Annotated in this window: 26 protein-coding genes and 3 riboswitches; of the genes, 16 read left to right on the plus strand and 10 right to left on the minus strand. The window is 40.3% G+C overall.

Annotated elements, in window-relative coordinates; genetic code table 11:
- Positions 1-27 precede the first annotated feature (27 nt).
- A complete protein-coding gene (locus tag AC3ISB_RS21155; RefSeq protein ID WP_489274147.1) occupies positions 28-1221 on the minus strand; it encodes a nucleoside transporter C-terminal domain-containing protein in 1194 nt (397 codons plus the stop codon).
- 172 nt (positions 1222-1393) lie between these two features.
- Positions 1394-1494, minus strand: a riboswitch (purine riboswitch).
- 220 nt (positions 1495-1714) lie between these two features.
- Here AC3ISB_RS21155 and AC3ISB_RS21160 point away from each other — a divergent pair.
- Positions 1715-2419 (plus strand): DUF421 domain-containing protein, encoded by a 705-nt coding sequence (locus tag AC3ISB_RS21160; protein ID WP_480340173.1) that lies wholly within the window; start codon positions 1715-1717, stop codon positions 2417-2419.
- A 106-nt stretch (positions 2420-2525) separates the two neighbouring features.
- On the opposite strand, the gene AC3ISB_RS21165 is transcribed toward AC3ISB_RS21160, so the two are convergent.
- Positions 2526-3272, minus strand: coding sequence for an alpha/beta hydrolase (locus AC3ISB_RS21165; protein WP_098372024.1), 747 nt, complete (start codon positions 3270-3272; stop codon positions 2526-2528).
- A gap of 311 nt (positions 3273-3583) precedes the next feature.
- On the opposite strand from AC3ISB_RS21165, the gene AC3ISB_RS21170 reads away from it, so the two are divergent.
- The 3 genes from AC3ISB_RS21170 to AC3ISB_RS21180 all read left to right on the plus strand — a co-directional run bounded on the left by AC3ISB_RS21170 (position 3584) and on the right by AC3ISB_RS21180 (position 4696).
- The gene (locus tag AC3ISB_RS21170) at positions 3584-3904 is read left to right on the plus strand and encodes a PadR family transcriptional regulator (RefSeq protein WP_144526480.1); all 321 of its coding nucleotides are present in this window, start codon (positions 3584-3586) and stop codon (positions 3902-3904) included.
- Positions 3905-4030: 126 nt separating this feature from the next.
- Positions 4031-4366 (plus strand): hypothetical protein, encoded by a 336-nt coding sequence (locus AC3ISB_RS21175; protein ID WP_489274150.1) that lies wholly within the window; start codon positions 4031-4033, stop codon positions 4364-4366.
- 57 nt (positions 4367-4423) lie between these two features.
- On the plus strand, positions 4424-4696 hold the full coding sequence (locus AC3ISB_RS21180; RefSeq protein ID WP_489274152.1) for a hypothetical protein: 273 nt from the start codon (positions 4424-4426) through the stop codon (positions 4694-4696).
- 152 nt (positions 4697-4848) lie between these two features.
- Here the strand turns inward: AC3ISB_RS21180 and AC3ISB_RS21185 are convergent, their stop codons facing one another.
- Together AC3ISB_RS21185 and AC3ISB_RS21190 are read right to left on the minus strand one after the other, a co-directional pair.
- Positions 4849-4998 (minus strand): hypothetical protein, encoded by a 150-nt coding sequence (locus AC3ISB_RS21185; protein WP_179891213.1) that lies wholly within the window; start codon positions 4996-4998, stop codon positions 4849-4851.
- A 20-nt stretch (positions 4999-5018) separates the two neighbouring features.
- Positions 5019-5561, minus strand: coding sequence for a VUT family protein (locus tag AC3ISB_RS21190; protein WP_214788352.1), 543 nt, complete (start codon positions 5559-5561; stop codon positions 5019-5021).
- A gap of 50 nt (positions 5562-5611) precedes the next feature.
- Positions 5612-5654: riboswitch (PreQ1 riboswitch) on the minus strand.
- Positions 5655-5838: 184 nt separating this feature from the next.
- Between AC3ISB_RS21190 and AC3ISB_RS21195 the strand changes: the two genes are divergently transcribed.
- Together AC3ISB_RS21195 and AC3ISB_RS21200 are read left to right on the plus strand one after the other, a co-directional pair.
- Positions 5839-6315 carry an SRPBCC family protein gene (locus tag AC3ISB_RS21195; protein ID WP_489274155.1) on the plus strand — a complete coding sequence of 159 codons (477 nt, stop codon included), beginning with the start codon at positions 5839-5841 and terminating at the stop codon, positions 6313-6315.
- A gap of 44 nt (positions 6316-6359) precedes the next feature.
- Positions 6360-6800 (plus strand): SRPBCC family protein, encoded by a 441-nt coding sequence (locus AC3ISB_RS21200; protein ID WP_489274157.1) that lies wholly within the window; start codon positions 6360-6362, stop codon positions 6798-6800.
- Positions 6801-7058: 258 nt separating this feature from the next.
- On the opposite strand, the gene AC3ISB_RS21205 is transcribed toward AC3ISB_RS21200, so the two are convergent.
- Complete coding sequence (locus AC3ISB_RS21205) at positions 7059-8030, minus strand: HD domain-containing protein (RefSeq protein ID WP_489274158.1); 972 nt, start codon at positions 8028-8030, stop codon at positions 7059-7061.
- Between the two features lie 46 nt (positions 8031-8076).
- The gene (locus AC3ISB_RS21210; protein WP_480340167.1) at positions 8077-8361 is read right to left on the minus strand and encodes a hypothetical protein; all 285 of its coding nucleotides are present in this window, start codon (positions 8359-8361) and stop codon (positions 8077-8079) included.
- Between the two features lie 378 nt (positions 8362-8739).
- Between AC3ISB_RS21210 and AC3ISB_RS21215 the strand changes: the two genes are divergently transcribed.
- Complete coding sequence (locus tag AC3ISB_RS21215) at positions 8740-9309, plus strand: TetR/AcrR family transcriptional regulator (protein WP_489274160.1); 570 nt, start codon at positions 8740-8742, stop codon at positions 9307-9309.
- A gap of 52 nt (positions 9310-9361) precedes the next feature.
- A complete protein-coding gene (locus AC3ISB_RS21220) occupies positions 9362-9709 on the plus strand; it encodes a DUF4260 domain-containing protein (protein WP_489274162.1) in 348 nt (115 codons plus the stop codon).
- Positions 9710-9764: 55 nt separating this feature from the next.
- Here AC3ISB_RS21220 and queE read toward each other — a convergent pair whose 3' ends face one another.
- From queE to queC, 3 genes are read right to left on the minus strand one after another with little or no spacing between them, the layout of a single operon-like run.
- Entirely contained in the window at positions 9765-10493 is a 729-nt protein-coding gene (queE, locus tag AC3ISB_RS21225) for a 7-carboxy-7-deazaguanine synthase QueE (protein ID WP_144526475.1), read from the minus strand.
- Positions 10486-10956 (minus strand): 6-carboxytetrahydropterin synthase QueD, encoded by a 471-nt coding sequence (gene queD / locus AC3ISB_RS21230; protein WP_489276979.1) that lies wholly within the window; start codon positions 10954-10956, stop codon positions 10486-10488. The genes queE and queD overlap by 8 nt, the downstream gene beginning before the upstream one ends.
- Entirely contained in the window at positions 10956-11621 is a 666-nt protein-coding gene (gene queC / locus AC3ISB_RS21235; protein ID WP_141992897.1) for a 7-cyano-7-deazaguanine synthase QueC, read from the minus strand. Before queC ends, queD begins: the two co-directional genes overlap by 1 nt.
- A gap of 55 nt (positions 11622-11676) precedes the next feature.
- Positions 11677-11719, minus strand: a riboswitch (PreQ1 riboswitch).
- A 185-nt stretch (positions 11720-11904) separates the two neighbouring features.
- Here queC and AC3ISB_RS21240 point away from each other — a divergent pair.
- The 8 genes from AC3ISB_RS21240 (at position 11905) to AC3ISB_RS21275 (ending at position 20565) form a co-directional block, all read left to right on the plus strand.
- The gene (locus AC3ISB_RS21240; RefSeq protein WP_141992898.1) at positions 11905-13584 is read left to right on the plus strand and encodes a methyl-accepting chemotaxis protein; all 1680 of its coding nucleotides are present in this window, start codon (positions 11905-11907) and stop codon (positions 13582-13584) included.
- Between the two features lie 448 nt (positions 13585-14032).
- Complete coding sequence (locus tag AC3ISB_RS21245; RefSeq protein WP_098373637.1) at positions 14033-14248, plus strand: hypothetical protein; 216 nt, start codon at positions 14033-14035, stop codon at positions 14246-14248.
- Between the two features lie 789 nt (positions 14249-15037).
- Positions 15038-16219, plus strand: a complete 1182-nt coding sequence (pgsB, locus tag AC3ISB_RS21250; protein ID WP_076364471.1) for a poly-gamma-glutamate synthase PgsB — start codon at positions 15038-15040, stop codon at positions 16217-16219.
- A 15-nt stretch (positions 16220-16234) separates the two neighbouring features.
- Positions 16235-16684, plus strand: coding sequence for a poly-gamma-glutamate biosynthesis protein PgsC (pgsC, locus tag AC3ISB_RS21255; RefSeq protein ID WP_048687555.1), 450 nt, complete (start codon positions 16235-16237; stop codon positions 16682-16684).
- A 10-nt stretch (positions 16685-16694) separates the two neighbouring features.
- Positions 16695-17978: a CapA family protein gene (locus AC3ISB_RS21260; RefSeq protein WP_489274166.1), complete on the plus strand. Its 1284-nt coding sequence runs from the start codon at positions 16695-16697 to the stop codon at positions 17976-17978.
- Positions 17979-18047: 69 nt separating this feature from the next.
- Complete coding sequence (locus tag AC3ISB_RS21265) at positions 18048-19631, plus strand: gamma-glutamyltransferase family protein (RefSeq protein WP_489274169.1); 1584 nt, start codon at positions 18048-18050, stop codon at positions 19629-19631.
- Positions 19632-19700: 69 nt separating this feature from the next.
- Positions 19701-19850, plus strand: coding sequence for a CapE family protein (locus tag AC3ISB_RS21270; protein WP_179891205.1), 150 nt, complete (start codon positions 19701-19703; stop codon positions 19848-19850).
- 85 nt (positions 19851-19935) lie between these two features.
- On the plus strand, positions 19936-20565 hold the full coding sequence (locus AC3ISB_RS21275; RefSeq protein WP_347940189.1) for a poly-gamma-glutamate hydrolase family protein: 630 nt from the start codon (positions 19936-19938) through the stop codon (positions 20563-20565).
- Positions 20566-20570: 5 nt separating this feature from the next.
- Here AC3ISB_RS21275 and AC3ISB_RS21280 read toward each other — a convergent pair whose 3' ends face one another.
- The gene (locus AC3ISB_RS21280) at positions 20571-21773 is read right to left on the minus strand and encodes a C40 family peptidase (protein WP_489274171.1); all 1203 of its coding nucleotides are present in this window, start codon (positions 21771-21773) and stop codon (positions 20571-20573) included.
- Positions 21774-21878 lie beyond the last annotated feature (105 nt).

Raw genomic sequence — 21878 nt, forward strand, 5'->3', positions numbered from 1 at the left:
TATAAAAATGGATGCCCATGTTTTAGATCACCAAACGAATAACCCAACGACCATGGCACTCAGCAAGGAAACAGCCATCCCGCTAACCAGCAGTTTCCAAACATTCCTTCCGATAATGTTCGATTTCTCATCATTGAGGATGGAATTGAATGTTCCATAAATCATGCCCACTGTACTGAAGTTGGCAAATGACGTCAGATAAGTGACAGCCACTGCAACTGTATGCGGAGGCAGTGTACTGACTTTATCTTTTAAATCGAGCAAGGCAACGAACTCATTTGTGGCAAGCTTGATTCCCATCAATTGAGCGACGTACATGGCATCATGTCCAGATAGTCCAAGCAGGAATGCAAATGGACTAAAAATGACAGAGAAAATCTTTTGAATGGTCAAACCATCCACAAAGAAACCGAAAATGCCGTTTACGCTGGCCGTTAAGGCCACATAGCCGATAACCATTGCCATGATGACGAAGACCATTTTGGCCCCGACAAGCATACTGTTGGAAATGGTGGAAAAGAAATCTTTACGTTCCTCTTTAGAAGGTACATAAACGACGTCTTCCTCTTTACTGACGTCGACGGGATTCAGCATGTTTGCTATCAGCAAGGCATTTAAGCAGTTCAAAGGTATCGCTACAAAAACATAGGTTGCCGGTACCATGGACAGGTAGGCTCCAATGATTGAACCACTGATGCTGCTCATGCTCATGATTCCAAATGTCAAAAGACGCTGATCCTTAATCGCACTGAGCTGCATGCGGATAACAGCAAGTGCCTCGGTATTCCCTAGGAACATCATCTGAATCGAAAAGAAACTCTCAAGTTTTGGCAAACCGGATACTTTTGAGATGAGCCATCCCACTTTATCAATGATCCAGGTAAGTATACCGAAATACGATAAAACATCAAAAAACGTGATAATGAAGATAATTGGCATCAATGCGCTGAAAAAGAAATCCACTTGTTCATTTGCCATAAGTGAAGGAAAGACAAAAGAAATCCCTTCATTCGCACATTCAATCAACCAGGTGAAGAATGAAGCGATCAGATTGATGACCCATGCCCCAATTTTAGTGGATAACATGAACCATGTGATAAGTAATTCGAGAACCAACAAGGTAAGAATGGCTTTCCACTTAACGTTCCTTTTATTAGGTGAACAAAGGTAAACGATGCCCATTACAACCAAAATACCTAGTATATTCAATAAGAAATACATGCTTTCATCCCCTTTGGTTTTATTATTTCCCATTCATTTTTTTTATATAAAAAGCCCTCACCTTTTTACACTTTCAGCCGCAGGAAGAAAGTGTGAAAAAGTAAGAGCCTTTATTGAAACGTTTTGTGGATCAAGCCTCTTCAAGCGAACCAACATAAACCTATTCATCTCTTCTATTTTCATACTTCCTTGTAGTCCGGCATTACGGCTGCCAGGTAGAAACTATCAGACCATCATCACTGATATTATACAAGGATATTTTTTAAATAAATTTCTCAGGAAAGATATCATTTTAAATCAGTTTATTTTTAATTACAATACGTTTCAAAGTTGTTATATTAATATAAATTTTTCGAAAACAGTCAAGAAAGTCTCCAAGGGGCCAATGTTGGGTAATACTAATGAAGGAGCTGGTTTAAACCCTCCCAGTTGTTTCAATTCACCATATTAACCACTACCTCTCCTTTACAGGAAATAAGGACGTGAATTTTTTGTGGATTTTTTTTATAACCAGGAAAGTCTTACTGCAATTCAGTGGACTTTAAGAGCCATTATATCCTTCTTCTTCTTAATTTTTACGGTTAAATTGATGGGGCAACGATCCATTTCCCAGTTAAGATTACTTGATTTCATAATGGCATTAATTATTGGGAATATTCTTGCCCACCCTTTGTCTGATGAACAGTTAGATTTGAAGGGCTCAATGATCACGACCTCTGCATTAGTTATCTTATATATAATTAGTGTGTTTTCGAGCCTTAAGTGGGGCAAACTCCGAAGGTTTTTTGACCCTGACCCCTTTCCGCTTATCGAAAATGGACAAATCATTTACAAAAGCCTAGCAAGGGCCCGAATCTCCATCGATGATTTATTATCGGAATTAAGAAAAGAAAAGGTCGAAGATATTCAAAAGGTATCCCTTGCACTATGGGAACCGGGTGGTACCATCTCATTGTTTTTATACCCACAATATGAAGCAGTAACACCAGCAGATATGCACCTAGCAACAAATGCCTTCAATTTTCCTAAAACGATCATTAAAGAGGGCAAGATTGATTCTAAAGAATTAAATCGGGGCGGTAAAGACGAAGAATGGCTGAAAAAAAAAATCAAAACAACATATAATGCTGACGTGAACGATATTTTATTAGCAACTATTGATAATAACGATAACGTAAAGGTCTTTTTCTACAAATAGTTACTCATTTGCAGCCAAAATAAAATCCCCTCAAGCATGGTGTAAAGCCTACGTACGAATGTAGGCTTATAACACGTCAACTTAAAGGGGATTTATTAACTCGTTATTACTCCGACCAATTCAGTGTATTCAAGAACTTATAAACATCTTCATACACTTGATTACGTTCCTTACCCAATGTGATGATATGACCTGATTTTTCATACCATATCAAGTGTTTATGCTGCGTATCGACTTCATTGAAAATCGCTGTAGCACTCTCCGTATAGTCGGGATCATCCAAACGCCCTTGTAAAACAAGAGTTGGTGATGTGATTAAATCTAAATCTTCACCTGTCTCATTTATAATATTCAACACATCTTTTAGTTGAGGCATAGGCTCTTCTGCCAGCAGCTTCACTTCCGCAGCAATTTGGTCTGCATCTTTGCCCTCAAACTTCTTATAAGCCTGTGCATAATTGAGCAAGCGGTTCTTTTGTCGATCGATACTTTTTCCTTGCGTCGGAGCGCACATTGAAACCACCCCTGTTACAGGCAATTCAATTCCCACTTTTAATGAGAAAACTCCTCCTAAAGAAATTCCTACAACAGCAATTTCCTCATAGCCTTCCTCTTTAAGGAATTGATAACCATCAACTACGTCTTTCCACCATTCCTTTGGACCTGTTTTTGCAAGTTCCTCGGCTGATACTCCGTGCCCACTATAAAGAGGTCCATGGCAAGTATAGTCGAGATCATTCAAGTATTTTCCTAATTTCTTCATATCTCCTGTACTTCCGGTAAACCCGTGAAGTAAAAGAACAGCTCTTTTTCCACCTCTGTATGTGAATGATTCAGGTGCTTTCACTTTCATCTATCTAGGACCTTCTTTCTTTGCTCTTGTTGATAAATAGAATCTATATGATTTTCAAAAAAAAATCAATTAATACCCCTTGAGTAGTGATTCTTCTATCCTATTCCGAATTTTCATTAAAACAATTAAATCATGTATATAATATCCTTACCACACTCTTCGCAACTCATCCGTTCCGAAGCACATTTTACTATGATTAAAATTATTTAGCAATCGTCATTTAACCATTTTTTTTAAGAAAAGTAAAATGCACCTTGTGATACGATGTACAAACGTATTACACTTTAAAAATGAAAAGGAGGAGAATTCATTTGGATAAAGAATTAATGAAGGGAAGCATTGACCTCCTTTTGCTTTCACTTCTTTCACAAAAAAAGCTATACGGCTATGAAATCACGAAGATCCTGAAGGAAATGAGCATGGGAAAATATCAAATAAGTGAAGGCACCCTCTACTCCGCCCTTAAACGATTAGAAAAAAAAGAATTCATAACAGGCCATTGGAAAGAGTCAGAATCAGGCCGCCGGAAATATTATCATGTCACCGAAAATGGACAAACCGAACTTGAACGGAAACGAGAATGCTTTTACTTCCTGGAAAAATTAGTCCAGAAAAGCGCAGAGCAATTCTAAACAAAATAAAAAGCTCCCTGCACCCATTATTGGAAATGTGCAGGAAGCTTTTTTTGCTGTTTACTGGTGAGTTTGGAGCGAATACTAGTGCAAAGAGTATTACTCATAGAATGTAGTAGTAAACTCATGAATTATGAGCGTTTACTCGAGAGTATGGGCTATTTACTTGTGAGTTTCGCACTTTTACTCGTGAATTTGCTCTATTTACTCGTAAATTGGTGCCGCACTCAGAATATCGCACCGTTTACTCGTGAGTTTGGGCTATTTACTCGTGAATTTCGCACTTTTACTCGTGAGTTTGCGCTATTTACTCGTAAGTTTTGCACTTTTACTCGTGAGTTTGCGCTATTTACTCGTGAATTTCGCACTTTTACTCGTGAGTTTTGCACTTTTACTCGTGAGTTTTGCTGTTTTACTCGTAAATTGGTGCCGCACTCAGAATATCGCATCGTTTACTCGTGAGTTTCACACTTTTACTTGTGAATTTTCTCTATTTACTCGTAAATTGGTGCTGTACTCATGATTTCGCACCGTTTACTCGTGAATTTCACACTTTTACTCGTGAATTTTGCTGTTTTACTCGTGAGTTTTGCACTTTTACTCGTGAATTTGCGCTATTTACTCGTAAATTGGTGCTGCACTCAGAATATCGCACCGTTTACTCGTGAGTTTCACACTTTTACTCGTGAGTTTTGCTGTTTTACTCGTGAGTTTTGCTGTTTTACTCGTGAATTTCGCACTTTTACTCGTGAGTTTTGCTGTTTTACTCGTAAATTGGTGCCGCACTCATGATTTCGCACCGTTTACTCGTGAGTTTTGCACTTTTACTCGTGAGTTTGCGCTATTTACTCGTAAATTGGTGCCGCACTCATGATTTCGCACCGTTTACTCGTGAATTTCGCACCGTTTACTCTTGAGTTACTCCATTCACGCAAAAAAAGGACCTAATTAGGTCCTTTTTTGTCTATTCCTTTATGCTTGCGATAATTGGCGCAGGAGAGCTTCATACATTCCCCTTGAACATGCGGGCCATATTTTTCACGAAAGGCCTCGAGGCAATAGCATTTATCTTGTTCTTTTTTGGTTCCATCCATCGAGTGCATCCCTCCTAGCTTTAACTGGAGACTACACGTTTCTCCAGTTCTACATTGATTCGTCCCAACAGTACGGCACCAATTGACTGAATGATCGTTTTAACGATGATTTGGCCGATGACCGCAGCGGGTACTGCTTCCCATGGCAATATATTGGCACCCAACGGACTTAGGCCAATCACGACAAATATCACCGAATCGAAAAATCCTCCAACGATTCCGCTGTAAAACACCCTCCAACTCATCGGGAGTTTTAAACGGGTATAAATTTCCGTATCCGCTGTTTCTGCGACCACGAACGATAATGCGGAAGCAAATACGATCAATAACGTATCCCCTAATAAGAATGATACACACGCAGATAAAATAAGTGCAGTGACGATACATATATAGGTCTTCGTGCGGCCGAATTTATTCTGGACCAGATCTCGAAAGATGAAGGTTCCCCCAATGAGCAATGTACCCATCGGAATGATGAACATGCCAAAATGTAATGGCGCAAAAGCTGCTGTAACCACATTCGCCGTGATGATGGATACTAAATACAATAAAATTCTTAACATTTCTTGATTCTCCTTATACAGAAAAAACAGCACCCTAAGAAAGAGCACTGTTCTCCTTAGTTTTTTTGAGAGGGTAGCTAGAACCTCTTCCGCCCGAGCGGATTATCATTTTCCTTATTTATCGTAGCTTGAAAGCGATTGGAAATCAAGAAGTTTCCATATGGCCGATTTTTGTCGCAGAAAACTGCTTGACCGGCTGTATATGAAAAGCCGACAATGATTGATAGAATAATGTTACGATCTTGATATGAGGTATAAAAACGCGAGGAGGAAAAAGATGATGAAAAAACCATCGTTTGTTCATGTTATTTATATCGCAACCCCACGAGAGAAGCTTTGGGAAGCCCTTACTAGCGGTGAAGTCACGAAGAAGTACCATTTTGGATGCCAAGTCCAGTCTGACTGGCAAGAAGGCTCAAGCGTTAAATATTTGCTGGAAGATGGGCGTATTACTGATCATGGTAAAGTACTCAAGTGTGAGCCGCTGCACCTGCTCTCGTTCACTTGGAACATGACAGGAGACGAAACACCTCGTGAGCAGCCTACTCGTGTCACTTTTATACTGCAGCCTATGGATGATTCGACTGTGAAGTTAACGCTTAGGCATGAGGAGCTTTTGGAGACGGATTTCGTATATGATGATAATACCTTTGAAGGCTTGAATAATGGATGGCCAGCGATTCTAAGTAACCTGAAGAGCTTGCTTGAAACTGGACGGACCCTGCCGCCAATAACAGTAGATCGGAATAATTAAGTGGTGGAAAACTATAAAGACACAAAGAAAGAGAGTTGATAGTGATGGATACGCAAATAATCACGAAATTTAAAATAGTCAAACCAACCAATGAAGTGTTTGAAGCCATAGTGGACCCAGAAAGAATCGGGAATTTCTGGTTCTCATCGAGTTCTGAAAGATGGGAACAAGGCAGGACGCTTACATTGAGATATAACGAATACGATGCTGAAGTGGTTATTAATGTATTGGAAGTAGAGGAAAATAAGAAAATCGTGTTTTCATGGGGAGGAAATGATCAAGAAACGATTGTTACAATTACACTAAAAGAGTTGGGTAAAATGAGTACAATTATTGAAGTGAACGAATCAGGTTTGAAAGAGGACGACCCCGAATTGATAAATAAAATGATAGGACAAAAGGAAGGTTGGGTTTATACATTAACATGTTTAAAGGGTTATTTAGAAAATGGGGTTAATACTTTGAGAGCATCAATAATTTTTTAATTCTTAAAAGGTGCTGGTTCAGATTAGAAAGATCACTAAAAATGCAGTTGGCCGTGCCTGACTCCCAGAACAATGGTATTTAAGATTTTTAAGCATGTTGTGTCCTATTGATAAGTCTTACCTTCTTTCCTAATTCTGCATTTGTTAATCAAGGTCAAAGAAAGCATACGGGAGGAGACTTTAAATGTTTCCGAGAAAAAACTCAAGGATGAATATCATCCTTGAGTTTTTTACTTTAGTTATGGTTTGACATGAAATTCAATCGGAAATCACTTTTAGATATATGCCCTTCGAAGCTTTTTTATAAGCTTCAATTCCCATTTTCTTGACTTTTTCTGATAAACTGGATGCTCTTAATAATTGGGTTCCTTGAAGAACGGAAGGATCAATGAGGCGCACTTTATTTTTCCTATGTATGTCGTATACCAATTGATTTTCTATCACCTTTACGTTACCATGGATCCGTTTTAACAGATTTTGCACCTCATGGTCATCAGCGGAGCTTAACAAGGACATGACTTCTTCATCTGTACCGAGTAAGTCATCAAGGCTGATCAGGTTTTTAGCCAAAGCCAATTTTAAGGTCTTTGCCAATATATCATAGCCATATATATTAAGTGGGTTCATGAAAAAATCAATAACTTCGCTGTAATACGTTTTCACAAACCATTCCGCCGATTCAATATTATCCAGATACATCCTTCCATTTATTATGATTACATGATCTAAAAAGTCTTGAACGGATTCCAGTGTGATATGTCCATATTGATACATATCCCTGAGAGTATAATCTACCCGATCGGCGCATAACTCAGGTGCTGGCTGTTCAAGCAATTCCCATTTTGATTGAACTATGACTTCACAATCATATCCATGCTTCTTCAGTATAAATGGGATTTCGGATTCCATAATGACATGATCATATATCTTTTCATGATAATCTTCATCCTTACAATCCAGAACGAGATCAATAACATGTGAAAATGCAGTATGGGATACGTCATGCAGCAAGCCCGCGATTTGTTCCTCCAATGAACCTCCAAGCGCTTTAATTAAAAGCATCACACCAAGTGAATGGTCAAATCGTGTAACGTCCCACTTCTCATTAACTAAATAACTTGCCCCGCCTTGATGTATCCCCTTCAATCTTTGGACGGGTTTGCTTAGAATCAGCTCTTCAAGAACTCCCTCTATAATGTGTTTCCCATAGATACTATCCAAAACTATCAATAACTTCCGCCTCCCCCATTAGTTTACACATTGCAGGTAGGTGATTTCATTGATTTTTTTCTGTAAAAATTATTTCCCCCTTTTCACTTTGCTCATATTGCTTTTTTACCAATTTTATTATTTCTTCTTCATCATTCAAATCGATATCACCTGGATTGACCTCATCAATACCTTCTATCGTTATCATTTCATTTATTATTACCTGATCTGGTTGATTCACTTTAAAAATGTCTTCTACAGGTTTTGTTTTATCTTTATACGGTTTAGTGAATAAAAAAAGGCCGGTCAAGACTATGATAATTGAAACCAAAATACCGAATTTCTTTTTCATTTATTCATCCCCTCCAACGCTCTATTAATACCATAATAGTACCATATTAGGGTATTAATGGTACTTAAATACGTCAAGCGCATATATAGTTGGTTCCTTTTTTCTGTTTCAGGACATAAATATTTCCGTACCTGTTTCATTGAGTTGCTATGGGTTAGAGAACATTGTACCCATTAGTAAGCTAACTGGTTGCCTGAATATTCCTTAGGCAATGTCCTGCATCCTCTCCTTTGCAACATAGGTGAAATTCCAGTTCATTAAATGGAAAAGTCCCCCTAAAAAAACAGTACTTTATAATATGATCTAATAATTGACATTTGTAAATCAGTGAGATATCATCTTTATTAACCAGTGGTCAATAAATTAGGAGGTGACAAGATGTCGCCAAGGAAATCGGCAGGTAAAGAATTGTCCAGGGACATGGTCTTGAATGAAGCCAGAAACCTTTTTGCAACGTTAGGGTATTCGAATGTCTCAATGAGGCAATTGGCTAAATCATTGGATTGCAGCCATGGAGCCATTTATTATCATTTTAAAAATAAGGCAGAAATATTTTATAGTTTGGTGAAAACGGATTTTTCCGTTTTAAATACTTTAATCGATGATATCACCATTTCGGAAAATGACCCTTCTGTAAAAATGGAAAAGATTTTATTGTGCTTCTTGGAGTTCGGTTTAACCCAACAGAATCATTATTCCATCATGTTTTTATCGAAGGAAAAAGAAATTCAGCAGTTACTTCAATTCGATTCTAATAAAACATACGAAAAGCTAATCCAGTCCCTGACGGACCTAACGGACAACAAATTGAATCCTGCATCCATATGGTCGATTTTTCTTTCTCTTCACGGATTTATCACTTTTTATATTAATTCTGAACTATCATATGAAGATGTAAAAGGCTTAGCTTATTTTCATGTAAAAAATACCATCGGAAACATCATATAATTTTTTCGAACATTATTGACCATTGGTCAAATATACATTGGGGGGGTTTAAAATGGTAAAGAAATTCCTTCATATTGAAGGACTCATGGTTCTTTTAGCAGTGATTTACATCTATTCGTTAAATGAATTCAGCTGGTGGATTTTCCTGTTATTGATTTTGTCTCCTGATGTTTCCATGCTGGCCTATCTGATCGATGATCGAATTGGAGCAAAGGTTTATAACCTATTTCACACTTATACCCTGTCCATCTTCATGATATTGCTTGCCATTTTTCTAAACTCTGATGCATTGTTGATGATTGGTTTAATTTGGACCGCACATATTGGAATGGATCGCTTATTTGGGTATGGCCTCAAATACACATCTTCCTTCAAAGCTACACACATTCAAAGGCTGTAAAAAGCATAAAAGGCAGTGTGATTACGCCATCACACTGCCTTTTGCTCACTTTTCTTTATACGCCCCGCTTGTTTCCCCATATATAGGTATGCAGCTGGGGCAGCACTTTCACATCATTCAATTCATCATCTGCTATCACTTTATCTATTAACTCTTCGTATTTCTTCAAAAGACCGCTGATCAATTGACGATCATCCGCCGTCCTGCTATCGTCATTGCCGACCTGCAAATAGAAAGGAATATCCGGGTAACGCCCATGTACATGTTTGGCATATTGATAATCTTCCTCGTTAAAGACGACAATCTTCAATGAGACATGGTTTTCCGGATTTCGATTGGCAAGGTTCGAGATGATTTGGTCGAGCACCGTAAAGTCCGTGTTCATTCTAGAGCTCGGCGGCTTAGGTGAAATCGTCAGTTCATCAATATCGAGAAACCAATCCTGCCATCGGCTCCCTTGTGTTTCGACACCTATCTTCATTTTATTTTCATGTAAGATCGCTATCAAGCCGTTTAGGTTTTTCAGCAGAGCCGGGTTTCCGCCTGATATCGTCACGAAGGAAAAACCAGAACCCCCAATTCGCTTCAGCTCATCCCATATTTCTCTAGCAGTCATCTGGACGGTATCTTCCTTACCGGTGCCATCCCAAGTAAATGCGGAATCACACCAGGCACATGAATAATCGCAGCCAGCCGTCCGAACGAACATGGTTTTTTGACCAATGACCATTCCCTCACCTTGGATGGTCGGTCCGAAGATTTCCATAACCGGGAGTTTACTCACTTTCCATCCACTCCCGTCTGGCTTCGGCATAGCTTGTCGGCGTTTCGTATAGTCGAACAAATTCGACTCTAGCACCCTCATATTCTTTCAATGAAAGGGCTTCGACCATTTTTTCATAAATCCAGACAACCATATTTTCAGCTGTTGTATTCATGAGCGGCAGGGTTTCATTCAAATAACGATGATCCAGGTGGATTTCAATTTCATTTTTCCATATATCCTTGATGTCCCCGAAATCTATCATCAAACCGCGTGAATCCGTATACCCGCTCAATCCGAAAATGACCTTATATGTGTGGCCATGCAGGTTCTTGCATTTTCCTTCATAGTCATGCAGATGGTGCGCCGCGTCAAAGGTGAATTCCTTACTCACGAGAACCCTCTTGTTTGTATACTTCAATTGGCTGCGCTGAATATCTTCATCTATTTTTTGGAGTTTATCCACTATAGTAAAACCGTACATCATGAAAGCACCTTCCGTCTGCTTACATAATCATCCAGTCCTTTTTTCCGCAGATTACATGCCGGACAATCTCCACAGCCGTCGGAGATGATCCCGTTATAGCAAGTCAGGGTCTTTTCGCGGACAAAGTCGAATGCACCAAGCTGATCCGCAAGCTCCCATGTTTCTTCTTTATTAAGCCACATAAGCGGCGTATCAATCACGAATGACTGGTCCATCGACAAGTTCAAGGTCACATTCAACGATTTAATGAATACATCGCGGCAGTCAGGATATCCGCTGAAATCCGTTTCACAAACACCGGTGACAATATGTTTAGCGCCAATCTGACTCGCCAGCACTCCGGCAAACGAAAGGAACAGCAAATTCCTCCCTGGTACGAACGTCGACGGCAATTCCCCGTCTTCTCCGTCCGCCACTGCAATATCACTTCTCGTCAATGCATTCGGTGCCAGCTGGTTCAGCAGTGACATGTCAAGGATATGATGGTTCACGCCCAATTCCTTGGCAATGTTTTGAGCGCATTCGATTTCCAAGCTATGCCGCTGATTATAATCGAACGTCACCGCTTCCACTTCCTCAAATCTCTCCAATGCCCAGAACAGGCACGTCGTACTGTCCTGACCTCCGCTAAATACAACCACTGCCTTTTCTTTCTTCTTCATTTCTATAAAACTCCTTTTTACGGAAAAAAACAGCACCCTAAGAATAGAGCACTGTTTCTCCTTAGTTTTTTTGAGAGGGTAGCTAGAACCTCTTCCGCCTTAACGCGGAATATTATATTTTTCCAAGTCAATAGTAACTTGAAAACGATAATAAATCAAGATGATTATATTTAGTGAATATTAGATCTGATGGAAAATTTGGTTATCTTTTCATTGCTTAAATATCCCATTATCCGTCCGATAAAATAGTGTGAATAAAATATCGATAAAGGGGTCCATTAATTTGAAAAGCATTAAAGGAAAGGTATTGTTGGCATTTTCACTCATCATATCTTTATGTGTCATCTTAGGAGCATACAACATTTACAGCAGCAACAAGTCTCTGGTATATTCCCAGGATATCATCGAAAAGGAACTTCCGCTTCTTATCCAAGATGAAAAACTGCTATATAATCTAGCACAAAGAACCGCATTCGCCCGAGCCTATATTCTATATGGTGACGAGAGTTATAAAGAAAGGTTCTTACAATATACCGAAGACAGCAAGGTCCTCCAGGAGGATCTCCTCGCTTTAAGCGATTCTGATAATGCGAAGGAATTGATCGAGAAAAGCGTGGATTGGAGGACGATGATTGTAGACCGGGTATTTCCACAATATGAAAAGGGAAATGAAGAGCGCGCGAAAGAGATACTCAAAAATGAAGTGGCACCAATCAGCAATGAAGTAATGGAGGGTTTCAAGGAGCTTGCATCTGAACGCGAGGAATTGATTGTCACTTCTGGTGAAACCGTCATCGCAAGCGGGAAATCGGTTAAGACGACAAGTATCATCATATCCATTGCGGCAGTCCTTATCGGTCTTCTGCTGGCGCTTGTGACTGCCAACCTCATTACCACCCCCCTCCTTAAAATCAGGGACAGGATGAAAATGGTGGCTGACGGAGAGCTGAATCATAAGCCCCTGGAGCAAAAGTCACATGATGAAATGGGCGAATTAACGGTATCCGCCAACCAAATGCAGAAAAACCTTCGTGATACGATCGAAAAAATGCTCGTTGTGTCCGAATCCGTTTCCAACCAAAGTGAGGATCTGACTCAATCAGCAAATGAAGTTCAGCAGGGCAGCAAACAAATAGCGACTACAATGTATGAACTTTCGGAAGGTTCGGAGTCACAAGCCAACCGGGCAGCTGAAATGGTTCGGATGATGGATGATTTCACCGGCAGGATCGAGTTGGCCCGCCTAGAAGGAGTGGATGTAGCTAAAAGTTCAACCGAAATCCTTTCCTTGACCAAGGAGGGCACCACTTTAATGCGCAGTTCAGTCCAACAGATGCAATGTATTGATAGGATTGTAAAAAATGCCGTAGATCAAGTGAAAGGACTGGATTCTCAATCGCAGCAAATTTCACAGCTTGTGCAGGTCATCAAGGATATATCCAATCAAACCAATCTATTGGCGCTGAATGCTGCCATAGAAGCCGCTCGTGCTGGTGAACATGGCAAGGGCTTTGCCGTCGTCGCCGATGAAGTGCGGAAACTCGCTGAAGAGGTCACACACTCCGTTGGGGATATCACCAATATTGTCTCCGCTATTCAAACGGATTCAAAAACAGTCGTCCACTCCCTGGAAGATGGTTATACACAAGTGGATGAAGGCACGAAACAGATCACGCTCACAGGCCAAACCTTTGAAACAATCAATCACTCTGTCGGGAATATGGAAATGAAAATACAGCATATAACAGACGAATTGAACTATATCTCCACAAATAGCAAAAATATCAATCAGGCTATCGAAGATATCGCAGCTGTTTCTGAAGAGTCCGCGGCTGGAATCGAACAAGTCTCCGCCTCTGCTCAGCAATCCAGCTCTTCAATGGATGAAATCACGCATCATGCCAGTGAACTTGCATCTTCGGCAGAACTGCTGACTGAACAGGTTAAGAAATTCCAATTATGACACTAGCAATTTCCCGTCACATGAATGCGGGAAATTGCTTTTCCTTCCCATTATATAGGTTGTTTCATTTTCGTATATTCGGGGAATAAATAACTATACACAATAATAAATCATTAAAAAGCAAATCTATCAAAAGCGGCTGGAAGTGAATGTTTTCCTTTATTTTCAGAATATTTAGTGTATAATTAATTAAAGGAATATTTTAACTTAAATATCCATCACTTCCAATAACCGCTACTGCAAATCCCGACATTTCCTTTCAACACCATGCACGGGCACTTCTACTCAGTAAGGATCCATTGCATGCTTTCTCTCGAATCTAACCGTTCACAACTTTATTCACACAAAAACACGATTTCTACTCCAAATCTGTAAATAAGGTTAAATTTCACTAATGATATGTTACTATTAAACTAAGACCTTTTAACCCCCATAAGGAGGAATTCATATGAAACGTTTTTTCAAATTCATAACAGATTTTAACGAAAGAAAAGCACTGGAACGGGAAACCGAAGAATTCTTTCGCAAAGAATACGAAAATTATATGAAGATGAATCCTGACAATCAAAGAAAAAGAAGGAGATTAGCTCCTAGATTTTATGTGATTGATGGCGGTAAAAAGGGCTCCAACCTTGAGATTTCTGACAGAAAGAAATCCAGTTAACCAGATTCCTTCCATAATCAGCTACCAATGCTGCAGCTCAAGACCCACGAACGTTAAATCTCCATGATAAACGGAGATTCGTGACCATTCCATTCATTAACAATATATAAACCGAAAGCTCAGATATGCTTCTGAGCTTTTTTTATTTTGCATTCTTATATAAACACTATATCTATAGAAGAAACTAGGTATTTTTTTAAAAAAATGGGTTAACTTTAGTTTATTTCATGTTTCAGGTAAAAGATCAATTATAGTCCGTGGGTATTCTCTGAGGAAAAAACCGGAAAATATAAAAAAAAAGAGATGTGTTCTTTTACTCATCTTTGTCCAAATTCAAAAGAGTTTAACTAATTGAGTCGTTAGATGCAATATCTTACATTGAATGACAAATGCATAAATATTGTTACGTTTATGTCGAACAATGGGTATAAACAATTACAGAACTGTAATAAACGTCACTTTTAAAAAACAAATATTATTCAAATATAGCCATTAGGAATCAGGTTCAAATGCTCATAAAACTACTTTGATTCTGACCAAAATGGTTTTTTATTAAACTTTCCATAATTTAGTGTAAAATAACCGAGTATTCCCTCGATTTCCAGCCATAACTTTGTACTCATAAAACAATTTATCCCATTAGATACTATTACACTCCAATATACATTTATTTGAAAAAGCTGATAATAACTATATTACGATAAAATAATTAGCCCTTGCCTATTAAGTTTAAAATCATGTAGTGTGTATTCAGTAATTCAAATATTTGAAAAAAAGAGAGGTTAAAAAATGGCACCGATATTTATTTGTGCGATCTTTTTGCTTGGCTATGGTATTTTCGAACAAAAACGCCATCAGAAGCGTCTCGACTCCATCCCGGTACGTGTGAATGTGAATGGGATTCGGGGGAAATCGACTGTAACGCGTCTAATTACAGGTGTGATCCAGGAAGCTAAGTACAAAACAGTAGGTAAAACAACCGGAACATCAGCAAGAATGATCTATTGGTTTACCGATAAGGAAAAACCGATTGTACGCCGCCCGGAAGGACCCAACATAGGAGAACAGCGGCGTGTAGTTAAAGAAGTTGCCGACTTAGGCACGGAAGCACTGGTTTGTGAGTGCATGGCCGTACAGCCTGACTATCAACTAATCTTCCAAAACAAAATGATCCAAGCAAACATTGGCGTAATCGTGAATGTATTGGAAGACCATATGGATGTCATGGGACCGACTTTGGATGAGGTTGCTGAAGCTTTCACTGCTACTATTCCCTATAATGGTCACCTAATAACTATCGAAAGTGAATATTTGGACTTTTTCAAGCAAATTGCCAAAGAACGCAATACAAAAGTGATCGTTGCAGACAATTCGAGAATTTCGGAAGATTTTCTACGCGAATTCGACTATATGGTATTTCCTGATAATGCATCACTGGCCTTGGCCGTTGCGGAAGCTTTGGGCATTGATGAAAAAACAGCTTTTCGCGGAATGTTGAATGCGCATCCCGATCCAGGTGCCATGCGGATCACCAAATTCGGGGATCCCATCCAGCCAACTTTCTTTGTCAATGGCTTTGCTGCAAATGACGCGTCATCGACGCTGAACATTTGGGAACGTGTCAATACGTTCGGATACAGCACAGAACCTCCTATCGTCATCATGAATTGCCGTCCCGACCGCGTGGACCGTACCGAGCAGTTTGCTAGAGATGTATTGCCTTACATAAAATCTGAAATCGTCATTTCCATTGGTGAAACCACATCACCGATCACTCGGGCATTCGAGCAAGGTCAATTGGATACAAAAGAATATTGGGATTTAGAAAACTGGTCAACTGAAGAAATCGTGGCCCGCCTCCGCCCATTGATGAAAAATCGCATCGTCTACGGTGTCGGGAATATTCACGGTGCAGCGGAACCTTTAATTGAAGCATTCATGAAATCTAAAACAAAGCAAAAAGCAAGTTAAGTAGGAGGAACCTTAATGTTTGGATCGGATTTATATGTAGCCCTAGTACTGGGAGTAACGCTTAGCCTTATATTTTCAGAAAAGACGGGTGTCGTACCCGCAGGACTTATCGTGCCAGGTTATTTGGCATTAGTATTTGACCAATGGGAAATCATGCTGACCATCCTGATCATTAGTGTCGTAACTTATTTGATCGTCACTCACGGCCTTTCAAGATGGGTGATTTTATATGGAAGAAGAAAATTCGCAGCCATGATGGTGACCGGGATTTGCTTGAAACTCCTATTGGACTTAGTCTACCCTGTCATGCCATTTGAAATATTCGAGTTTCGGGGAATCGGTATAATCGTACCCGGATTGATAGCGAATACCATACAAAGACAAGGAATGCCATTGACACTTGGCAGCACGCTTTTATTATCCGGCTTGACTTTCGGTTTAATGAACGTGTACTACCTATTCTGAGGTGCAAAAAATGAAACGGACTTTAAATGCAAAAGAAAAAACACTTATCTTTATTAAACGCACGAAGAAAAAGAATCTTAAATACACTGGAATCATACTACCTATATTACTAATCGCTTTAGTCATCACCACTTGGATGGGACGGGCTGAGGAAGTGAAAACAACCGCTTCAAAATCCGATCAGCCATTGACTATGACCATGGTCGGTGATGTGATGATGGGACGTTATGTTGAAGAAGTGGCGGAAAAGCACGGGTATGAATACCTCTTCCGTTATATGAAGCCCTATTTTGCCCATTCAGACTATGTCAGTGGGAATTATGAACATACCGCTTTAAAAGAAGAAGTATCCAACTACAAGGGAGCGGATACGCCCATACGGTTAAACTCCAATGCTAGCGGTGTGGAAGCTGTTAAAGATGCTGGCTTCTCAGTAATGAATTTGGCCAATAACCATATGATGGACTATGAAGAACAAGGACTTCTTGATACGATTGATGAATTCAAAAGTACGGATATGCACTATGTCGGTGTTGGATCGAACACTACGGAAGCTAAAAATAGCATCGACTATGCGGATGTTAATGGCGTACGCGTCGCAACACTTGGCTTCACAGATGTTTACGGTAAGGATGCCGTGTCAAAAAGTGATAAAGCCGGACTATTGAACTCCAACCTTGATTTATTATTTGAAATGATCGGCAAAGCAAGGGATGCCAAGCAAGGCAATGCAGACTTGGTTGTGGTGAATATGCACTGGGGACAAGAGTATTCAACATCTACAACCGCCCGTCAAACGGACTTGGCTAAAGCTATCATCGATGCTGGGGCTGACATCATCATCGGCCATCACCCACACGTGCTTCAATCGTTTGATGTGTATAAAGATGGAATCATTTTCTATAGTTTAGGAAATTTCATATTCGATCAAGGCTGGACACGCACAAAGGATTCAGCCATGGTTCAATACCATTTAGCGGAAGACGGAAAAGCTACAATCGATGTCGTTCCACTGCAAATTGAAGAAGCAACACCAAGGCCAGCTACCTCTTCAATCGACAAATCACGTGTATACCGTCAGTTGACGAAGGAAACGAGTGAAAACGCCCAATGGTCGAAAAAAGAGGATCGCATCGAGATTACCATGGATCACAAGAAGGTAATCGACCATAAGGCACAACGTGAGCAAGAAGAAAAAGTAGCAAAGGCAGCGAAAGAAGCAAAGGAAAAGAAAGCTGCACAAGAGAAAAAGGCAACACAAGCTATACAACAGGACATGCAGCCCATTCAGTAAGGATCGATTGGATACTACTATGTGAAAAGAGAAACAACTTGGAAGCTCAACGAGAAGGGGGAATAATCGATGATTAACCGTATGACGAGAAAAGTGCTCATTCCCATAAGCATACTAATATATATTGCTGGATGTTCGAAGACACCCCCTATTTCTGACACGAATGATCCGATAGAGAGTAAAACGGAACAATCATATGGGGTCAGTTCTTCAAACCCAATCGCAATAGATGTCGGGATGGATATATTAAATAATGGTGGAACGGCGGCGGATGCCGCCATTGCGGTCTCTTATGTATTAGGTGTAGTTGAACCTTTTGGATCTGGCGTGGGCGGCGGCGGCGGTATGCTGATTGCACCGGAATCCGGCGAACCCAATTTTATCGATTATCGTGAATCCTCTCCGGAAGACCCAAGTTCAAGACACGATACAGGGATTCCTGGCTTAGTGGCCGGCATGCAGGTTATAAGTGATAAGTATGGGAGCGTACCAATGGCTGATCTTCTTCAGCCGGCGATCGACTTGGCTGAAGGCGGGTTTAAAGTGGATGAGATTTTATCATCGCGCTTAGAAGCAGCTCAGCCAAGGATATCTTCCGATGGGACATCATTATTTTATCCTGAGGGCGATGCCATTGAACCAGGCAAAACCCTTGTCCAAGAAAGACTTGCTGAAACATTGAAGCAGATTCAAAAGGAAGGTCCTGATGGTTTTTATAAAGGGGAAATTGCACGGGATATTAAAAGGGAAACAGATATCGACTTGATGGATTTAAAGCGCTATGAGGTGAAAGAACGTAAGCCGGTCCAAGGAACATTTGCCGGTTATGATGCTTTTACCGCCCCTCCGCCCTTTTCCGGGATTACCGTTCTTGAAATGTTAAAGCTCGCCGAGGAAATGAACCTCGGTGATTCTTCAAGCAAATCAACTTATATGAAGGTCTTGGGGGGCATCACAGATACCGCTTATCAAGATCGGTCCGCCAATATTGGAGATGGAATAAGTCACTCTAAGGCGGAAAAATTGCTCTCCCCCATTCACTTGGACAATCTTAAAAATAAGATCAAAAGTGAAAAATGGGAAGATAAAGAATCGAATGGTTCCGAAGAACATGAAAGTACGACACATTTTGTGATCATGGACAAGTATGGCACTGTCGTTTCCGCAACAAATACGCTCAGTAACTTTTTCGGATCTGGTGATTATACGAATGGATTTTTCCTTAACGATCAATTGAAAAATTTCCGGTCCGGCTTGAACGCCCAAGAGGCATATAAACGGTCAAGAACGTTCACCGCTCCTACCATTCTCAAGAAACCAGGGCAGGAATCGATCGGAATCGGCTCACCAGGCGGCGATAGGATTCCTCAAGTATTGATGCAGGTCCTTTATTCTTATACAGAGAATGAAGGCTCATTTCAGGATATCATCGACCGTAATCGGTTCGTCTTTGATGGAAAGAAGATTTATACGGAATCCAGGCTTTCGGATGAAATAATATCAGACTTGGAAGATTCAGGATTTGAAGTCATCCAGAAGATTTCCCCCATGTATTACGGCGGGGTTCAAGTACTCGTTAAAAACGAGAAAAATGGACAAGTATCCGGAGCTGGGGATAAAAGAAGAAATGGAAGCTGGAAAGCCCAGCAATAAGAGTGCAATCCAGCCCCTCCTTTTCTAAATATCATATGAATTTTAGCGATGGATAAGGGGACTTAGAATATGAATATCGTAAAAAAAATAACAAGCTGGGTTATACCCGTTTTTCTAATAGCAGCCCTGCTTGTGACCATGAATATCTTTAAACGGACAGAAACTTTAACACCCGAAGAGCAAAAGAAAATAGAACAGTATACGACTGTCGAAGAATAAAAAAAGCGGGGGTATCCCCGCTTTTTTTATTTTTGCCGTCATCGGATATGGAAGATTAATTACGCTTCAGATATGGAGGATAACCATGAAAGAAAATAGCTATACTGATTTTATTGAACTGCAGCAAAATGAACAAGAAGACATCGATTACCGCATCATCGTTCATCACAGGAATCCTGATATCGCAATTCTAGCCATACACGGCGGGAACATCGAACCGGGAACTAGCGAGATTGCAGCCGCACTTGGACAGAGACTTTGTGCAAGCACCTATCTATTCGAAGGTCTTAAACCAAGGGGGAACCAGGTCCTCCATATAACATCCTGCTTGTTCAATGAACCGGGCGGCGTTTCAATGGCAGCGAACGCTCAGACCACCCTTTCTATCCATGGACACTACGACGTACATAATGCGCTGGTTTACATTGGCGGAAGGAATGAACCCTATAAGAACCTTATTCAGCAATGCCTCAACAAAGCTGGATTTCAAACTGATCATGCACCGCAGCACCTTTCAGGCATGAAAGGAAACAACATCACCAACACATCCAAGACGGGTGCAGGCGTGCAATTGGAACTTTCCACAAAGCTTAGAAAAAGCTTTTTCAAAGGTGATAACTTTACCAGTAAGAACAGGGACAATCCATGTGATCTTTTTAAACGGTTTGTTACCGCCATTGAAAAAGCGACTCTTGAATATAAACAGGTTGAATGAGCTTCTTAGTCCATAAGGCTTTCAACTTCACCGAAGCTTTCGAATTTATCGGCAAAATAACCTGACGAAAGGTTGGAGATATGAACGCCTGCGTTTTCCGTTGTATGGAGAAAACGGCCATCACCTAGATATATGCCTACATGGGTCACACCTAGCCTTGTTCCTGTGTCGCTAAAAAATACTAAATCTCCTGCCTTTGGATTTTCGATTTTGGGCAGCAATGAGAAGTAATCCTCTGCGGAACCCCGTTTAACTGAAAGACCCTGCTCCTTCATGACCCAATAAATGAAGCCGCTGCAATCCATTCCGTTCATCGGATCTTCTCCCCCGAAAACATAGGGGAATCCGCGTAAAGTGTATGCATACTTGATGACATCGTATGCTTTATCATATGCAGCCACCTCGTTTACATAAAACGGATATAACGGGTTGCTGTATAGTTGAAGATATTGCCCTTGCATCAACTCATCAGTACTTAACGCGTTACGATTTTTGATCGTACTCATGGAAATGCTGTAATTCTCCGATATGCTTTTAAGCGTTTCTCCCGTTTGGACGATATGCTCCCCTTTTGGCGTGTATGTTTTGTACGCCACTTGGTATATTGCAAAGTAATCTTCTGTAGTGGATCTCACCTGAACCGTTTCTGCGCCATATCCTGAATTGACAAATTGGTTTTTGCCGACATAAATACCTGCGGTCACTACCTTTAAGCTGTCTTTTTCCAGAAAGAATATAATATCCCCGGTTTTCGGAGTGGCTGTATCCATCCCTTGCTTATAAAAACCATCTACTGTCAAACGGTCAACCGGCACATTTTGCTGGGAAAGCACCCAATGAATCAACCCGCTCGAATCAAACCCTTTTTCAGGCGTCTCTTCTCCAGCTGTCTTTTTAAACCCTATAAAGGATTTCGCATATCTCGCAATTTTTTTTCCTCTCTCCGACCATTGATAGATGGAAGGAGTATACGCCGTTTGAATGATTGTCAACTTTTGTCCCGCAAATAACTTATCATCCGGTAAACCATTCGTTTCCATTAATTGCTCAGCCGATATATCATATGTCCTGGCAATCGATTCTACCGTTTCGCCAGAGATTACAGTATGCACAGGATCTGCAGCCTCGGCCTTTAAGCCAGGTAAAAAAGTGAAACAAACCATGAATACCAACGTAAGTATCATAAAGTTTATTTTTCGATTAAACATTTTAACCCTTCCTTTATACGCTGAAATATTTTTAATCTTACGATGTTCAAGTAAATCCCATCATATGAATCTTCTATCCTATCATCCACCCAAATGAATGTGCCT

It is taken from the genome of Peribacillus sp. GL_122, assembly GCF_057835005.1.

Bases quoted from the DNA above. Each gene is read 5' to 3' on its own strand.
- AC3ISB_RS21210 (WP_480340167.1), bottom strand. From the start codon at position 8,361: ATGAAAAAGAAATTCGGTATTTTGGTTTCAATTATCATAGTCTTGACC.
- AC3ISB_RS21165 (WP_098372024.1), bottom strand. From the start codon at position 3,272: ATGAAAGTGAAAGCACCTGAATCATTCACATACAGAGGTGGAAAAAGA.
- queC (WP_141992897.1), bottom strand. From the start codon at position 11,621: ATGAAGAAGAAAGAAAAGGCAGTGGTTGTATTTAGCGGAGGTCAGGAC.
- AC3ISB_RS21190 (WP_214788352.1), bottom strand. From the start codon at position 5,561: ATGTTAAGAATTTTATTGTATTTAGTATCCATCATCACGGCGAATGTG.
- AC3ISB_RS21175 (WP_489274150.1), top strand. From the start codon at position 4,031: ATGAATTATGAGCGTTTACTCGAGAGTATGGGCTATTTACTTGTGAGT.
- AC3ISB_RS21265 (WP_489274169.1), top strand. From the start codon at position 18,048: ATGATTAACCGTATGACGAGAAAAGTGCTCATTCCCATAAGCATACTA.
- AC3ISB_RS21195 (WP_489274155.1), top strand. From the start codon at position 5,839: ATGATGAAAAAACCATCGTTTGTTCATGTTATTTATATCGCAACCCCA.
- AC3ISB_RS21200 (WP_489274157.1), top strand. From the start codon at position 6,360: ATGGATACGCAAATAATCACGAAATTTAAAATAGTCAAACCAACCAAT.
- pgsC (WP_048687555.1), top strand. From the start codon at position 16,235: ATGTTTGGATCGGATTTATATGTAGCCCTAGTACTGGGAGTAACGCTT.
- AC3ISB_RS21270 (WP_179891205.1), top strand. From the start codon at position 19,701: ATGAATATCGTAAAAAAAATAACAAGCTGGGTTATACCCGTTTTTCTA.
- AC3ISB_RS21185 (WP_179891213.1), bottom strand. From the start codon at position 4,998: ATGGATGGAACCAAAAAAGAACAAGATAAATGCTATTGCCTCGAGGCC.
- AC3ISB_RS21155 (WP_489274147.1), bottom strand. From the start codon at position 1,221: ATGTATTTCTTATTGAATATACTAGGTATTTTGGTTGTAATGGGCATC.
- AC3ISB_RS21215 (WP_489274160.1), top strand. From the start codon at position 8,740: ATGTCGCCAAGGAAATCGGCAGGTAAAGAATTGTCCAGGGACATGGTC.
- pgsB (WP_076364471.1), top strand. From the start codon at position 15,038: ATGGCACCGATATTTATTTGTGCGATCTTTTTGCTTGGCTATGGTATT.
- AC3ISB_RS21260 (WP_489274166.1), top strand. From the start codon at position 16,695: ATGAAACGGACTTTAAATGCAAAAGAAAAAACACTTATCTTTATTAAA.
- AC3ISB_RS21220 (WP_489274162.1), top strand. From the start codon at position 9,362: ATGGTAAAGAAATTCCTTCATATTGAAGGACTCATGGTTCTTTTAGCA.
- AC3ISB_RS21280 (WP_489274171.1), bottom strand. From the start codon at position 21,773: ATGTTTAATCGAAAAATAAACTTTATGATACTTACGTTGGTATTCATG.
- AC3ISB_RS21180 (WP_489274152.1), top strand. From the start codon at position 4,424: ATGATTTCGCACCGTTTACTCGTGAATTTCACACTTTTACTCGTGAAT.
- queD (WP_489276979.1), bottom strand. From the start codon at position 10,956: ATGTACGGTTTTACTATAGTGGATAAACTCCAAAAAATAGATGAAGAT.
- AC3ISB_RS21275 (WP_347940189.1), top strand. From the start codon at position 19,936: ATGAAAGAAAATAGCTATACTGATTTTATTGAACTGCAGCAAAATGAA.
- AC3ISB_RS21245 (WP_098373637.1), top strand. From the start codon at position 14,033: ATGAAACGTTTTTTCAAATTCATAACAGATTTTAACGAAAGAAAAGCA.